Source organism: Vreelandella olivaria (assembly GCF_023507745.1).
Taxonomy (GTDB): domain Bacteria; phylum Pseudomonadota; class Gammaproteobacteria; order Pseudomonadales; family Halomonadaceae; genus Vreelandella; species Vreelandella olivaria_A.
This window is the reverse complement of sequence record NZ_JALPZO010000119.1, coordinates 13,287-26,544: the sequence shown is the minus strand read 5'-3', so window position 1 is coordinate 26,544 and position 13,258 is coordinate 13,287. Positions and strand designations below refer to the sequence as shown.

14 protein-coding genes are annotated in these 13,258 nt (G+C 52.3%); 9 read left to right on the top strand and 5 right to left on the bottom strand.

The genetic code is table 11. The annotated features are described in order from the left end of the window. Positions 1 to 214: 214 nt before the first annotated feature. The 3 genes from HP566_RS12270 to HP566_RS12260 all read left to right on the top strand — a co-directional run bounded on the left by HP566_RS12270 (position 215) and on the right by HP566_RS12260 (position 2,878). Positions 215 to 772: a cytochrome b gene (locus HP566_RS12270; protein WP_249977553.1), complete on the top strand. Its 558-nt coding sequence runs from the start codon at positions 215 to 217 to the stop codon at positions 770 to 772. Between the two features lie 72 nt (positions 773 to 844). Beyond that, positions 845 to 1,429 (top strand): YceI family protein, encoded by a 585-nt coding sequence (locus tag HP566_RS12265; protein WP_249977552.1) that lies wholly within the window; start codon positions 845 to 847, stop codon positions 1,427 to 1,429. 120 nt (positions 1,430 to 1,549) lie between these two features. Continuing rightward, the gene (locus HP566_RS12260; protein WP_425348194.1) at positions 1,550 to 2,878 is read left to right on the top strand and encodes an MATE family efflux transporter; all 1,329 of its coding nucleotides are present in this window, start codon (positions 1,550 to 1,552) and stop codon (positions 2,876 to 2,878) included. A 57-nt stretch (positions 2,879 to 2,935) separates the two neighbouring features. Here HP566_RS12260 and HP566_RS12255 read toward each other — a convergent pair whose 3' ends face one another. The 3 genes from HP566_RS12255 to HP566_RS12245 are packed head-to-tail and all read right to left on the bottom strand — an operon-like array spanning position 2,936 to position 5,389. Further along, complete coding sequence (locus tag HP566_RS12255; RefSeq protein WP_249977550.1) at positions 2,936 to 4,126, bottom strand: aromatic amino acid transaminase; 1,191 nt, start codon at positions 4,124 to 4,126, stop codon at positions 2,936 to 2,938. Continuing rightward, entirely contained in the window at positions 4,127 to 4,465 is a 339-nt protein-coding gene (locus tag HP566_RS12250) for a 4a-hydroxytetrahydrobiopterin dehydratase (RefSeq protein WP_249977549.1), read from the bottom strand. 24 nt (positions 4,466 to 4,489) lie between these two features. Continuing rightward, positions 4,490 to 5,389: a GGDEF domain-containing protein gene (locus tag HP566_RS12245; protein ID WP_249977548.1), complete on the bottom strand. Its 900-nt coding sequence runs from the start codon at positions 5,387 to 5,389 to the stop codon at positions 4,490 to 4,492. Between the two features lie 312 nt (positions 5,390 to 5,701). Here HP566_RS12245 and cobA point away from each other — a divergent pair, with 312 nt between their 5' ends. The 4 genes from cobA to dcd all read left to right on the top strand — a co-directional run bounded on the left by cobA (position 5,702) and on the right by dcd (position 9,310). Then, positions 5,702 to 6,487 carry a uroporphyrinogen-III C-methyltransferase gene (gene cobA / locus HP566_RS12240; protein ID WP_249977571.1) on the top strand — a complete coding sequence of 262 codons (786 nt, stop codon included), beginning with the start codon at positions 5,702 to 5,704 and terminating at the stop codon, positions 6,485 to 6,487. Positions 6,488 to 6,636: 149 nt separating this feature from the next. Further along, positions 6,637 to 7,734, top strand: a complete 1,098-nt coding sequence (locus HP566_RS12235) for a kinesin (protein ID WP_249977547.1) — start codon at positions 6,637 to 6,639, stop codon at positions 7,732 to 7,734. A 197-nt stretch (positions 7,735 to 7,931) separates the two neighbouring features. Then, a complete protein-coding gene (gene apbC / locus HP566_RS12230) occupies positions 7,932 to 8,732 on the top strand; it encodes an iron-sulfur cluster carrier protein ApbC (protein ID WP_249977546.1) in 801 nt (266 codons plus the stop codon). Positions 8,733 to 8,743: 11 nt separating this feature from the next. Further along, positions 8,744 to 9,310, top strand: a complete 567-nt coding sequence (gene dcd / locus HP566_RS12225) for a dCTP deaminase (protein ID WP_249977545.1) — start codon at positions 8,744 to 8,746, stop codon at positions 9,308 to 9,310. 105 nt (positions 9,311 to 9,415) lie between these two features. Here dcd and purN read toward each other — a convergent pair whose 3' ends face one another. After that, entirely contained in the window at positions 9,416 to 10,159 is a 744-nt protein-coding gene (gene purN / locus HP566_RS12220; RefSeq protein WP_249977544.1) for a phosphoribosylglycinamide formyltransferase, read from the bottom strand. Next, positions 10,156 to 11,223, bottom strand: coding sequence for a phosphoribosylformylglycinamidine cyclo-ligase (gene purM / locus HP566_RS12215; protein WP_249977543.1), 1,068 nt, complete (start codon positions 11,221 to 11,223; stop codon positions 10,156 to 10,158). The genes purN and purM overlap by 4 nt, the downstream gene beginning before the upstream one ends. A 199-nt stretch (positions 11,224 to 11,422) precedes the next feature. Between purM and HP566_RS12210 the strand changes: the two genes are divergently transcribed. Together HP566_RS12210 and hda are read left to right on the top strand one after the other, a co-directional pair. Continuing rightward, positions 11,423 to 12,535 carry an AI-2E family transporter gene (locus tag HP566_RS12210; RefSeq protein WP_249977542.1) on the top strand — a complete coding sequence of 371 codons (1,113 nt, stop codon included), beginning with the start codon at positions 11,423 to 11,425 and terminating at the stop codon, positions 12,533 to 12,535. Further along, on the top strand, positions 12,532 to 13,236 hold the full coding sequence (gene hda, locus HP566_RS12205) for a DnaA regulatory inactivator Hda (RefSeq protein ID WP_249977541.1): 705 nt from the start codon (positions 12,532 to 12,534) through the stop codon (positions 13,234 to 13,236). Before HP566_RS12210 ends, hda begins: the two co-directional genes overlap by 4 nt. The last annotated feature ends 22 nt before the right edge of the window (positions 13,237 to 13,258 follow it).

Genomic DNA, 13,258 nt, shown 5'->3' with positions numbered 1-13,258 from the left:
GATGGCCGGTTTTTTTATGGCAGGCTGTTGACGCTTGTAATGTAATCAACGGTTTTTACGAATGGTGTATTCTGCTTTTTTCAGCGGTCATTCCATGCTTCACAGGGTATGCTGTTAATAGACGTAAATTAACGGTAAAGAGTTGTCTGGCGTGGCTAGTCAGGTTTTCATCAAGTGATGTGTCCTACGCAGTGTTATGACGGGGAATAAACGGATGTGGCGGAACACGCGAAGTGGTTGGGGTGTCATTAGTATTCTGTTTCACTGGTTGAGTGCCGTTACCATCATTGGGCTGTTTGTGTTGGGCTGGTGGATGACGGGGCTGGGCTATTACGATCCATGGTATAATCAGGCACCCTGGATTCACCGCTCAATAGGTGTGCTTCTGTTATTTGCCACCGTAGCCCGCATCGTATGGCGTCTTATCCAGCCCACGCCGGAAGCCGAGGGTAGTCGTCTGGAAAGGCTGGCTGCGCATGTGGGACACATAGGACTTTACGTTGTACTACTCTTGGTGATAGTTAGCGGCTATTTAATTTCTACTGCTAACGGCAGAGGAATTAGCGTTTTTGGTTGGTTTGATGTTCCGGCAGTACTGCACGGTTTACCTAACCAGGCAAGTCTGGCTGGCGATATTCACTGGTATAGCGCCATTGTGTTAATGCTACTGGCAGCAGGCCATGCTTTGGCCGCCATCAAGCATCATTGGCACAATCGCCATGCGACGTTGGTGCGTATGGTGAATCCGGCCTACAGCCAGAAACAAGATTAAGTTTTTTGCATGCTGCGAGGGTGGAGAGAAGCCATCGTGGTGTCTACTAGGGAAAGAAAGGAGACTTCCAATATGTTAAAGAAAACTGCGTTTGCTTCTGCGATTGCTGCAGCTGCACTGGTGCCGCTAAGCCAGGCTCAAGCCGCTGATTACCAGATTGATACAGAAGGTCAGCACGCGTTTGTGCAGTTCAAAATCAATCACCTGGGCTTTTCTTATATTCTTGGTACGTTTGAAGAGTTTGATGGTCAGTTTTCCTATGACGCGGATGATGTAGACGCTTCATCCGTTGAAATGGAAGTACAGGTTAACAGCCTGAATACTAATCATGCTGAGCGTGACCGCCACTTCCTGAGCAGTGATTTTTTGAATGCCAGCGAGTATCCCACTGCAACCTTTACGTCTACCGGGTTTGAATCAACCGGTGACAATGAAGGGGTGGTAACGGGTGACCTGACGCTACACGGTGAAACCCAGGAAATTGAAATGCCGGTCACCCTGATGGGTGAAGGTGAAGATCCCTGGGGCAACTACCGTGCAGGTTTTGAAGGCAGCACCATGCTGACCCTTAGCGATTTCGGGATTGATATGAGCGATTTCCCTGAGTCCATGCATGAGCTGGAGCTTTACGTGACATTTGAAGGTATTCGTCAGTAAGTCTGGCCTACTTTAAAAGCGCCACCACCCCTAACCGGGGTGGTGGCGCTTTTGCGTTAGTGGCACTTATATTAGTGCCATTTTTTACGCTTTGTTAAGGAGTTTTTTTTGGCAGCTGTGATGCAACAACGCGAGTTGGTAGTAACCTTATGGCGGCAAACATGGCCCATGGCCATTGGCGTGTTGGCACTATTGGGTTTTCAGCTTGTTGATAGCGCCTTTATCGCGCGATTAGGTACGGCACCGCTGGCCGCTCAGTCGTTTACCTTTCCGTTATCCTTCTTGATTATCGGCATTCAGGTTGGGATGGGAATTGCCATCGCGGCACTGATCTCGCGCGCGCTGGGCGCTGATGAACAGGCGCGCGCCAGGCGATTAAGTAGTCTGGTATTGGTGGCAGGGGGAGGAGTGATAGGAGGGCTGGTCGTTGCGCTCTGGTTGCTTCAGGTGCCGATATTTCAGTTGATTGGCGCTGATGATAATGCGCTGGGGTATATCCGCAGTTACTGGGGGCCCCAGCTATTTTCCGCTTGGCTGGGCGCACTGTTGTATTTCATCTATAGCGTGTTTCGTGCCCATGGTGACACACGAACACCGGGTAAAATAATGGTGCTGAGCAGCCTTATTAATTTAGTGCTCGATCCACTATTCATTTTTGGCGTTGGCCCTTGGGACGGCTGGGGATTACCAGGGGCTGCCTGGGCAACCGTTGTTGCCTTTTCAACAGGCCTTTTAATAACCGGTAGGCAGCTTGTTCATCGTCAATGGGTTGCTAAAGAGGGGGGCTGGCAAGAGAGCCTGCGCTCCTGGCGTCCCTTTATGGGGATCGCCGCGCCTGCTATGGTCAGTCAATTAATGCCTCCCCTGGCGGCTATGCTGGCGATTTCTACAGTTGCGGGGCTGGGAGATGCTCAGGTTGCGGCCTGGGGGCTGGCAAGCCGCCTGGAAACCCTCTCATTGATGGCGATATTGGCTTTAACGATGTCGCTCCCCCCCTGGCTTGGACGCTGCTATGGTGCTGGTGACTGGGGGCAGATACAGCAAGTGATGAGTTTGGCACTCAAGGTGGCTGTGATATGGCAATTGAGCCTGGGCGTGCTTCTGGCTTTGGGGGCACCCTGGTTGGCAATGGTGCTGGCCGGTAATCCTGAGGTTCAGGGTGAACTGACACTGCTGATCCGTTTCCTGTTGCCCAGTTATGCTGCGCTTGGCGTATGTATGCTGGTTGTATCGGCGGGCAATGCCCTGGGCTGGCCACTACGCGCCATGCTGCTGTCCAGTGCCAGGCTATTCATTTGTTACTTGCCTTGCCTCTGGCTGGGCGCGCAACTTTACGGGTGGATTGGTTTGGCTGCTGGGGCAGCGGTGGGCAACATATTGGCAGGTTTGACCGCATGGGTGCTACTGCGGCGTATCTTGTCCCGCCCGCATCGGCAGGTGGGAAGCTAATACTTGACGAAAACGCCCAGGCGCATTGCCTGGGCGTTTCGATAGCCTTGCTAACGGTTATTCGTTAACCATAGCGATGGCCTTGGCGAGGTAGGGGAGGTTCTCATGGGAGAAACCCGCCACATTGGCACGGCCAGAGCGCACCATGTAAATACCGAATTCAGCACGTAGGCGGTCTACCTGTTCAGGTGTTAAACCGGTATAGGAGAACATGCCGCGTTGTTCGGCCACGCAGGCGTACTTCTGGTCTAACCCATAGGGTTTCAGGGCTTCCACGAAATCACGGCGCAGTGTATTAATACGGTCACGCATTTCCGTCAGCTCTTCACGCCAGATTGCGGAAAGTTCGGCATCGTGCAAAATCTCACTTACAATCGCGCCGCCATGTGCGGGGGGATTGGAGTAGTTTTCACGCGCGACGATCGCTACTTGAGAGCGAACATTCTCCATTTGCTCGGCATTCCTGGCGACCATGATCAAACAGCCAGTGCGTTCGCAATAGATGCCGAAGTTTTTGGAACATGAGCTGGTGATGATGACTTCATCCAGCTTTTCAGACAATAGGCGCACGCCATAGGCGTCTTCGTCCAGGCCTTCGCCAAAGCCTTGGTAGGCAAAGTCGACCAGCGGTAACAGTTTACGATCCTGGAGTACCTCCACCACCTCCTGCCACTGTTCGTTGGAAAGATCAAACCCGGTGGGGTTGTGGCAGCAGGCGTGAAGCACAACAACATCGCCTTCGGGAATCTTTTTCAATGCGGCGAGCATGCCAGCGAAATCAAGGCGGTTGTCGGCATCAACATAGGGGTACTTGTGAAGTTTGATGCCTGCCGAGGTGAAAATACCGTGGTGGTTTGGCCATGTGGGGTCGCTGACCCAAATGCCTTTGCCAGGCATTTGACTGGCCACAAAATCTGCTGCTAGGCGAAGCGCGCCGGTGCCGCCCGGAGACTGTGTCGCGCTGGCGCGATTGGCTTCGAGGACCGGGGAGCTTGCGCCAAGTACGAGGGGAAGAACCGCTTCTCCATAAGCAGGTGCACCATGAGAGCCAATATAGGTCTTGGTGGTTTCGTTCTTGAGCAGGCGAGCTTCCGCTTCCTTGACGGCGCGCATTACCGGCGTATTGCCTTGCGAATCGCGGTATACACCCACACCCAAATCCACTTTTTGAGGATTGGTGTCTTTTTTGAAAGCTTCGATCAGCCCGAGAATGGCATCTCCAGGGACTCGCTCAATATGCTCAAACATTTATTCGGCTACCTCGTCGGTTCTGGCGGCAAGAATGAAGTCATTAAGATGCAGGCCCTTGATTTCGTGGGACCACCACGTCACGGTGGCTTTACCCCATTGGGTGATAATCACGGGGTGATGGCCAGCCTGCTCTGCTAAATCACCAATGCGCTGGGAAAATGCCATCGCGTTGGCAAAGTCACGAAACGTAAAGTGTCTCGTCAGCTTCATGATGCCATCGTGCTCGATAATCTGCCACTCTGGAAGCGTCTGAAGATGCTGTTGGCATGCACTATAACTGAGCGGTATAGCGTTACCGCTACACGGTTCGCAAGATGTTTGTGCTAGACGTGACATGGCCTATCTCCTTTCTTTATCTATTTAAGGTAGAAGGCGCACGCAGTCACGGCCAACGTCTTTAGCGCTATACAGTGCCTGGTCAGCGCGTTCAATCAAACTGACGAGCGGCTCGCCACAACGATATTCGGCAACACCAATGCTAAGGGTTACATGGCCGGATCCTATCCCAAAATCGTAATTCGCAATTGCGTCGCGGAGTCGGTCAGCAAGCTTATGACACTGCTGCAAAGGGGTTAGCGGCAGCACTACCATAAACTCCTCACCACCAAGCCGGGCCACCATATCTTCGCAGCGCAACAGCGCTTGGGTTTGTGTGGCCAGCTCTTTAAGTACGCTGTCTCCCTGTAAGTGCCCCCATTGATCATTGAATTGCTTAAAATGATCAATATCGATCATCATGATTGACAAGGGCGTGCCATGGCGAGCGCTGAGTGAGGCAAGGTGAGTTAAATGAACCATCAATTTGCGGCGGTTTGGTAACCCGGTCAGAGGATCAGTATCACACAGCTTTCGTAGCCGTTGTTCTTCTGATACCTGAGCGCTGATATCCATCATAATACCGCTCCAGCATACTCCGCTTGTGGTTGGCTCAGGATTTGCGCTTACCGCTATCCAGTGAGGTTTATCCTGTGGAAACGGCAACCTGAAGCGGGTTGTTAGCGGCAGCATCCAACGGGCAGAGCGCTCAATGGCTGACATGATTTGAGGGTGGTCATTGCCGGTTAAGTGTTTGATCAAGGGGCTGGCATCCTGGGAGAGCTGCTCCCGGTCGATGTACTCTAACGCAGCTCCACCGCCTTCAAGGTAGAGAAAGCGCATATGCCCACTATGGGATCGGTGGAATTGAAAAATTACCCCAGGGATCTGGGGAATAAAGCAATCGGCACTCTGTGGTACAGGGATGATGTCATTCACGGGCATGCGTGAATCTCCAAAACGTATGCCATTATTAAAGTTAATCGTGAAGGGTAGCCCTTTAAGCGTAATGGGGATGTAAGTTATTGCTGACAATTTGCTCTTTTTTAATAATTAATTTTTATATATAAATTTTTTTTTAGAATTTAAAGGGATTTTAAGTAACCAATATAGAAATATTGGCGCCCATGAGTAAATTTTATTACTTTTCGGTATATCAACTGTTTTTCTTATTTCTGGAGTTTTCCCTTGGGAGAAGACAGAGTGAAAGCTGTTCCAAAAGATAATACGAATATACTGGCCTCCAGCGGATACGGAATGGTCAGCCTGGTAGGTGCCGGTCCCGGTGACCCCGAGCTGTTAACGCTTAAAGCGTATAAACGGCTGATGGCAGCGGAAGTGGTGGTTTACGATAGGCTGGTAAGTGATGAAGTATTAGCCATGTTACCTTCTACGGCGACAAAGTTTTATGTCGGTAAGGTGCGTTCATCCCACAGCGTACCTCAGGAGGATATTAATCAGGCATTAATAACCTGGGCGACACAGGGTATGCGGGTTGTACGGTTAAAGGGTGGCGATCCGTTTATTTTTGGTCGCGGAGGCGAAGAGTTGGAAACACTAATGGCTGCCGGTATCAGCGTGGAAGTGGTACCGGGTATTACCGCCGCATCCGGTTGTGCGGCATACGCTGGTATCCCTTTGACCCATCGTGACCACGCCCAGTCGGTTCGCTTCGTCACCGGACACTTACAGCAGGGGGAGACTACCCTGAACTGGTCTGCACTGGCACAGCCTGGAGAGACCCTGGTGTTTTACATGGGGCTTGGTAATCTGATGAACATTTGTCAGCAGTTGATGGCCCATGGCTTGGACCCTCTGACACCTTTGGCGCTGGTTGAGCAAGGTACAACGCAACAGCAGCGCACCCATATTGGTACTTTGCGGCAGCTCCCTCCTGCTTTCCACTCTGGTGATGTTAATCCCCCTGCGCTACTGATTATCGGTGGTGTTGTTCGGTTACACGATTCGCTCTCATGGTTTGAGGCGGACCAGGGGGATGCGCTAGGCTTTCAGGATGGTAAGCATTTTCCGCCATTACAGTAGCGTCACTGATATTAGGCCATTGAATTTACTCGCAGACTGGCTAGATGCCATTAGCTGTGTATGCTTGTAAGGAAAGATCTCCAAGAGCAAGCACGCTCAAAATTCCTAACGCTGCTGGTATCGGTAGCCTAAAAAGAGAGGGACGCAGCATGTCAGAAGCAAACCACTCGGATCATCAACCGCCCGCTGACAAACCGGAGCCGTATCACAAGCCGGATATAAAAACCCTGTTTCAGGATAATCGGGTTAAAGGTATCGCAGGTATTGCCGCCATTGCGGTTATTTGGGCCATTATGGCGCAATCGAATGCCGGTACTCACAAGGATCGTGTAGAGAGGCTGGAAGGTCAACTGGCGAGCGTAGAGCAGGAAAATAGCCAACTGAGTCAGCGCTTGGCGGAGGTTGAGCAGGCCGATACGGATCTGGCTGCCATGCACGAAGAGCTGGCTTCTTTAGAAGAGCAGCAGTCGCAGGCCCAAGCCAGCCTTGAAGCGGCTCAGAGCGACGTGAATAGTGTCGAGTCCCGCCTTGAGGAGCTGGAAGCCCAGCGTAATGCTCTCCAAGAAGAAGTGGATGCCATTAATGAGCAGCTTGAGAGTGCTGAGAGTGATATACAGGCGCTACGGGATGAGCGCGACCAAGTGGTGGGTGATCGTGATGAAGCTGAAGCAGGCCTTCAGCAAGTAGAGGAAGCCCGCCAAAGCGCTGACAGTGCTCGCCAGGAAGCCGAAGCGGCTCGTCAGCAAGCAGAGGAAGAGCGTCAGCAGGCGGTGGAAGAGTTAAGTGTTGCTGAAGATGAGCTCTCTGCACTTGAGTCCCGGATTGAAGAAGCCAGTGAGCGTTTATCCGCACTGGAAGAAGAGATTTCAGCGGCCGAAAGCGAACTTGAAGAACTTCAGAGCGAGCGGGATTCTGCTGCAAGTGAGCGTGATGCGATACAGAGTGAAGTGGATTCACTGAGCGAGCTGCGCGAAGAAGAGGAGCAGAGCTTAACTCAGGTACGCACGGAAATGGATGACCTGATGGTGGCGTTGGATATTGGCCGTGAAGAAGTGGCCAATGTTGAGAGCGATATTGAAGCACGGGAAGCGCAACTGGCACGTTTGGAAGCTCAGCTTGGTGAGTGGCGTAGCGAACTTTCAGCCCTTGACGAGCGCCTGCAGGTCGATAGTGCCGCCAATGATGAAGTGCCTACGCTTGCGGGCGAGGAGGATGAAGAAGGCGATGACGAGCAAGCCGAGCAGTAATAATGCTCTAATGAACAGCGGGGATGGATGGCATTTGCTGTTTAATCCCTCCGCCACTTAGCATACCTCAGCGGATGAAGAAGCGGATACAGGGTAGCCCTGCATCCGCTTTTTTTGCAGTTGGTTTATGATTGTTGTCCTGAGGAGTATCATCTACCCCATGCTGACAACGGATGCAAATGATGGGAGTGCCATTGATGGATGGGGTTAAATATATTGTGGCAGTGGCCTCGGGTAAGGGCGGCGTCGGTAAATCGACGATCACCGTCAATCTGGCGCTGGCGCTATCGGCACAAGGGTATCGGGTAGGTGTGCTGGATGCTGACATTTATGGCCCAAGCCAGGCGCAGATGTTGGGAGTCAGGGAAGGTGTTCGGCCTCAGGCAACGGCAGATAATAAATTTTTACCATTGGAAGCGCATGGGCTTCAGGCGATGTCGATGGCTTTTATGGTTAACCCTCGGGACGCTATGGTGTGGCGGGGGCCTATGGTAGTGGGAGCGTTCCAGCAAATGTTGACGCAAACGCAATGGGACAATCTCGATTTTCTGCTGATCGATATGCCACCGGGAACCGGCGATATTCAGTTAACGCTAGCCCAGAAGGTACCGGTTTCAGGCGCTGTCATTGTTACCACTCCCCAGGATATTGCACTGCTTGATGCACGCAAGGGCATTGAGATGTTCCAGAAAGTTAATGTGCCGGTGTTGGGGGTAGTCGAGAATATGAGCCTGTACCACTGTGAGAACTGCGGTCATGAGGCGGCAATTTTCGGTACCGGCGGGGGGGAGCGCATTGCAGAAGAGTACCAAACGAGCGTATTAGGCCGCTTACCACTGACACTTTCCATTCGGGAATTGGCCGATTCCGGCCGACCCAGCGTGATTTCCGAGCCGGATAGCCCGGTCAGCCAAACGTTTGCTGACATTGCCAGCCAGGTAGCCCAGTCCGTGCGTGCCAGTGGAAATGATGGCCCCACTATTTCTTTTAGCGAGTGATGAAGTAACCGATGAGTATTAAATCTGATAAGTGGATTCGTCGCATGGCACAGAGCGATGCCATGATTGAGCCGTTTGAAGCGGAGCAGGTGCGCTACGTTAACGACCAGCGGGTGATCTCCTACGGCACTTCCAGCTACGGGTATGACGTCCGTTGTGCGGATGAATTTAAGGTATTTACCAATATTCATTCGGCAGTTGTCGACCCCAAGGCATTTGATGATAAAAGCTTTGTTGATGTGAAAGGGGACGTATGTATTATCCCTCCCAATTCCTTTGCGTTGGCACGTACGGTTGAATATTTCCGTATTCCCCGCAATGTGCTCACTATCTGCCTGGGAAAATCCACCTATGCGCGCTGTGGCATTATTGTCAATGTGACCCCTCTGGAGCCGGAGTGGGAAGGGCATGTGACATTGGAATTCTCCAACACTACCAATTTGCCGGCCAAAATTTATGCCCATGAAGGTGTGGCGCAAATGCTGTTCCTTGAGTCTGATGAAGTATGCGAAACTTCATATAAGGACCGTGGCGGAAAGTATATGGGGCAGCGCGGTGTTACCTTACCGCGTACCTAATGCTGCTTGATACAGCCACTGCTTAATATCACCATGCTGACAAATAAAAACGCCTTACATGCTATGAACAGTAAGGCGTTTTTTTATACGACTGGTAAGCCGTGATCAGTTTGCTTCTACATCCTCATCCAGCTCTTCGGCAGCATCTTCATGGGAAAGCCGCATGCCTTGAGGTGGTAGCGGATGGCCGTCCATGGTTGCTCCTTCAGCGGTGTACTGCAGCCGACCTTCCAGAAACCACCTGACGGCGATAGGGTAAATCAAATGCTCCCGGGCGTGGACTTTCTCTTTCAGTGTTTCCACTGTGTCGTCGCTGGCGACGCTTAATTCCGCCTGAAGCACCACTGGCCCGCCATCCAGCTCTTCAGTGACGAAATGAACGCTACAGCCATGGTGGGAAACGCCATCAGTCAGCGCCCGGGCATGGGTGTTCAGCCCCTGATAGGCAGGCAATAACGATGGGTGGATATTAAGCATCTTACCCAAAAAGCGCTGTACGAAGCGGGGCGTCAAGATCCGCATAAAGCCTGCCAGCACTATAAGGTCTGGTTCGTGGCGCTCAATGACTTTGATTAGTGCACCGTCATAAGCGTCACGGCTATCGTATTCGCGATGGGGCAGCACTACTGCTTCAATGCCCGCTTCGTGAGCGCGCTTCAGGCCAAAGGCATCGGGCTCGTTGGAAATGACCGCTACAACTTCGCCGCCAAGATGATCATGCTGTTGGGCATCAATCAGCGCCTGTAAATTGCTGCCGCTGCCAGAGATTAATACGACAACGCGCCTGGCCCCTGCAGGCTCCGGAGTCATATCGTTAAGGGTATCGCTATTGTAGTCGGTGCTGCTCATGCGCGAAGATTCTCCAACACCACGGCTTCTTCCTGGCGCTTGATAATCTGGCCGATCCGATAAACGGTCTCGCCTTGGGCTTGCAGGTGCGAGATGGCTTCTTCAGCGTGGCTTTCAGGTACCACCACCACCATGCCGATACCGCAATTTAGAACGCGATGCATCTCTGTTTCATCGACATTGCCTTTGGCTTGCAGCCAGTTAAAGATCTCCGGGCGTTGCCAGGTAGTGAGGTCTATGTGCGCTGCCAGGGTGTTGGGAAGTACGCGGGGAATATTTTCCAGCAAACCACCACCCGTGATATGCGAGAGTGCGTGAACCGGGATGTCCGTTCCCCGCATCATGGATAACAGCGATTTGACATAAATACGGGTAGGTGCCATTAAGGCATCGCCCAGTGGCTGACCATCAATCTGCTCATCCAGTGATACTTCGCTCACCTCCAGGATTTTGCGGATCAGTGAATAGCCGTTGGAGTGTGGGCCAGAAGAAGCCATGCCAAGTAATACATTACCTTCGGCGACTTTACTGCCATCCAGAATATCGGCTTTCTCAACGACTCCAACGCAGAAACCTGCCAGATCGTAGTCGCTGCCTTCATACATGCCGGGCATTTCAGCTGTTTCACCACCGACCAGCGCGCAACCTGCCAGCTCACAGCCTGCGCCAATACCGGTGACTACATCTGCTGCGATATCCACATCCAGCTTACCCGTGGCATAGTAGTCAAGAAATAGCAGTGGTTCGGCCCCGGCAACAATCAGGTCATTAACACACATGGCGACGAGATCAATGCCGATCGTGTCATGTTTGCCAAGGTCCATGGCAAGACGTAACTTAGTGCCAACGCCATCAGTGCCAGACACCAGAACCGGTTGCTTATAGCCTGCAGGCAGCTCACAAAGCGCACCGAAGCCGCCAAGGCCGCCCATTACTTCGGGGCGCGTGGTGCGTTTGGCAACGTGTTTAATGCGATCAACCAGCGCGTTACCGGCATCAATATCGACACCTGCGTCTTTATAGCTGAGTGAAGGAGTAGCCGGAGAAGTGGAGGTCTCGGTCATGACAGGTCCTGTGAAGCCTATAGCAGTACGGGTAGTGCTGGCGAATTGGCCAGTGCTGGGGCAATAACTGGGCGGATTGTATCACCCGGAGGCGCAAGTCGCATCGGTGTGTGGTGTTATCAGGGGCTAGAGGCGTTACTTTTGTTACTATTCAGAGCATAAGATCGCTGGTTATCTATCCAGGAAGGAGAAATGCAGAATGCGTAATTCGTGGTGGGGCGTCGTCTTATTGATAGGGCTGGTGGGCATAGTGTATTTGCTGGATGCGATGCTCATGCCGTTCATTGCTGGGATGATTCTCGCATATTTGGCAGACCCACTTGCCAACAAGTTTCAGCAATGGGGAATGAAGCGTCCATTGGCAGTATCCAGCGTGTTTTTAGTGATGCTGCTGATGCTGGTATTGTGCTTGCTAATTTTTATTCCCCTGATTGTTCAGCAGATAAAGCAACTGGGGGAGGCGGTTCCCAGTGTATTTGACTGGGTCGAGAATGTTCTGGCGCCCCAAGTGCTGGAGTGGACGGGTTACGATTTACGCACAGAACTTGGTAACGTTCAGGAAACGTTGGCTGAAAACTGGCGTGATGCCGGTGGTTATTTAGCCCAGGCTCTGGGCCAAATTGGCCGTTCGGGTATGGCGTTTGCAACCTGGGCTACCTATGTGGCGCTAATTCCGGTGGTAACGTTTTACCTGCTGCTTGATTGGAACCGCTTACTGGCAAGCATCATTGACCTTATCCCTCGCCAGTGGGTGGACGATACATCCCGCCTGGCAAAACGGTGTGACGAAGTATTGTCGGCTTTTTTGCGTGGTCAGCTGTTGGTGATGCTGTGCCTGGGCATTATTTACGCGCTGGGCTTAACCGTAATGGGGCTGAATTTTGGATTGCTGATAGGCGTAGTGTCTGGTCTGGTCAGCATCGTTCCCTTCCTGGGGTTTATCGTCGGGCTTGGGGTTGCTCTTATTGTTGCATTGTTTCAATTTGATACATGGTGGGCACTATTGGGTGTGCTGGCGGTATTTAGTATTGGCCAGGTCGCAGAGAGTGTTGTGCTCCAGCCCAAATTATTAGGCGATAAAATTGGCCTGCATCCTGTGGCGGTCATTTTTGCCGTGCTGGCCGGTGGTAACCTTTTTGGGCTGACTGGCGTATTATTGGCGCTTCCTGCTGCTGCTGTCATCATGGTCCTTTTACGCGAGGTGAAGGAGCGTTATCAGAGCAGTACCCTGTATGACGCCGAGTTAAGCTCATTAGAGCACCAACCACACCATGATGGGCTGGATCGTCACGACGAAGGGGAGTCATCATGAGTCAAGTGCCGGCACAGTTACCGCTTGGAGTAGGGTTGCGCGATGACGCGACATTCAATAATTACTATGCTTCAAGCGCTAACGCTTCATTGGTCGAGTACTTAACCTGCCAGTTGAAGCCGGGTGCTGAACCATTTGTCTATTTATGGGGCGCACCGGGTAGCGGACGTAGTCATCTTTTGCAGGCGGCGTGTCACGCTGCCTCTGACGAAGATAAACGAGCGCTCTACCTGCCGCTTGCTGATCTTGGCCATTTTCCGCCTTTGATGCTTGAAGATATTGAGCGGCTGGATTTAGTGGCCATCGATGATCTGGAATATGTCGTAGGCCGTAAACGCTGGGAGGAGGCACTATTTCACGCGTTTAACCGCCTGCGCGATGCGGGTAAGGCGCTGGTCATCGCCTCCAACGCGCCACCTCGCCAGCTTGAGGTGGTGCTGCCGGATTTGGCGTCCCGGTTGAGCTGGGGGGTTACCTTTCATTTGCATCCACTGGACGATAACGAGCGTTTGGATGCATTAAAGTTGCGTGCTAACGTACGAGGTATGCAACTTCCCGATGATGTGGGGCGTTACATATTGCATCGAGGCCCGCGAGAGTTAGGGGAATTGTGTCGTGCGTTGGAGACCCTGGATAAGGCATCTCTTTCCGCCAAGCGAAAGCTCACCATCCCTTTTGTAAAATCCGCACTACAATGGTAAACCACCCCCGCCAGCAGGCTGA

What these genes read in the sequence shown, in the direction of transcription:
- HP566_RS12270 (WP_249977553.1), top strand. Translation starts at nt 215, where the DNA reads ATGTGGCGGAACACGCGAAGTGGTTGGGGTGTCATTAGTATTCTGTTT.
- HP566_RS12265 (WP_249977552.1), top strand. Translation starts at nt 845, where the DNA reads ATGTTAAAGAAAACTGCGTTTGCTTCTGCGATTGCTGCAGCTGCACTG.
- HP566_RS12260 (WP_425348194.1), top strand. Translation starts at nt 1,550, where the DNA reads ATGCAACAACGCGAGTTGGTAGTAACCTTATGGCGGCAAACATGGCCC.
- HP566_RS12255 (WP_249977550.1), bottom strand. Translation starts at nt 4,126, where the DNA reads ATGTTTGAGCATATTGAGCGAGTCCCTGGAGATGCCATTCTCGGGCTG.
- HP566_RS12250 (WP_249977549.1), bottom strand. Translation starts at nt 4,465, where the DNA reads ATGTCACGTCTAGCACAAACATCTTGCGAACCGTGTAGCGGTAACGCT.
- HP566_RS12245 (WP_249977548.1), bottom strand. Translation starts at nt 5,389, where the DNA reads ATGCCCGTGAATGACATCATCCCTGTACCACAGAGTGCCGATTGCTTT.
- cobA (WP_249977571.1), top strand. Translation starts at nt 5,702, where the DNA reads ATGGTCAGCCTGGTAGGTGCCGGTCCCGGTGACCCCGAGCTGTTAACG.
- HP566_RS12235 (WP_249977547.1), top strand. Translation starts at nt 6,637, where the DNA reads ATGTCAGAAGCAAACCACTCGGATCATCAACCGCCCGCTGACAAACCG.
- apbC (WP_249977546.1), top strand. Translation starts at nt 7,932, where the DNA reads ATGGATGGGGTTAAATATATTGTGGCAGTGGCCTCGGGTAAGGGCGGC.
- dcd (WP_249977545.1), top strand. Translation starts at nt 8,744, where the DNA reads ATGAGTATTAAATCTGATAAGTGGATTCGTCGCATGGCACAGAGCGAT.
- purN (WP_249977544.1), bottom strand. Translation starts at nt 10,159, where the DNA reads ATGAGCAGCACCGACTACAATAGCGATACCCTTAACGATATGACTCCG.
- purM (WP_249977543.1), bottom strand. Translation starts at nt 11,223, where the DNA reads ATGACCGAGACCTCCACTTCTCCGGCTACTCCTTCACTCAGCTATAAA.
- HP566_RS12210 (WP_249977542.1), top strand. Translation starts at nt 11,423, where the DNA reads ATGCGTAATTCGTGGTGGGGCGTCGTCTTATTGATAGGGCTGGTGGGC.
- hda (WP_249977541.1), top strand. Translation starts at nt 12,532, where the DNA reads ATGAGTCAAGTGCCGGCACAGTTACCGCTTGGAGTAGGGTTGCGCGAT.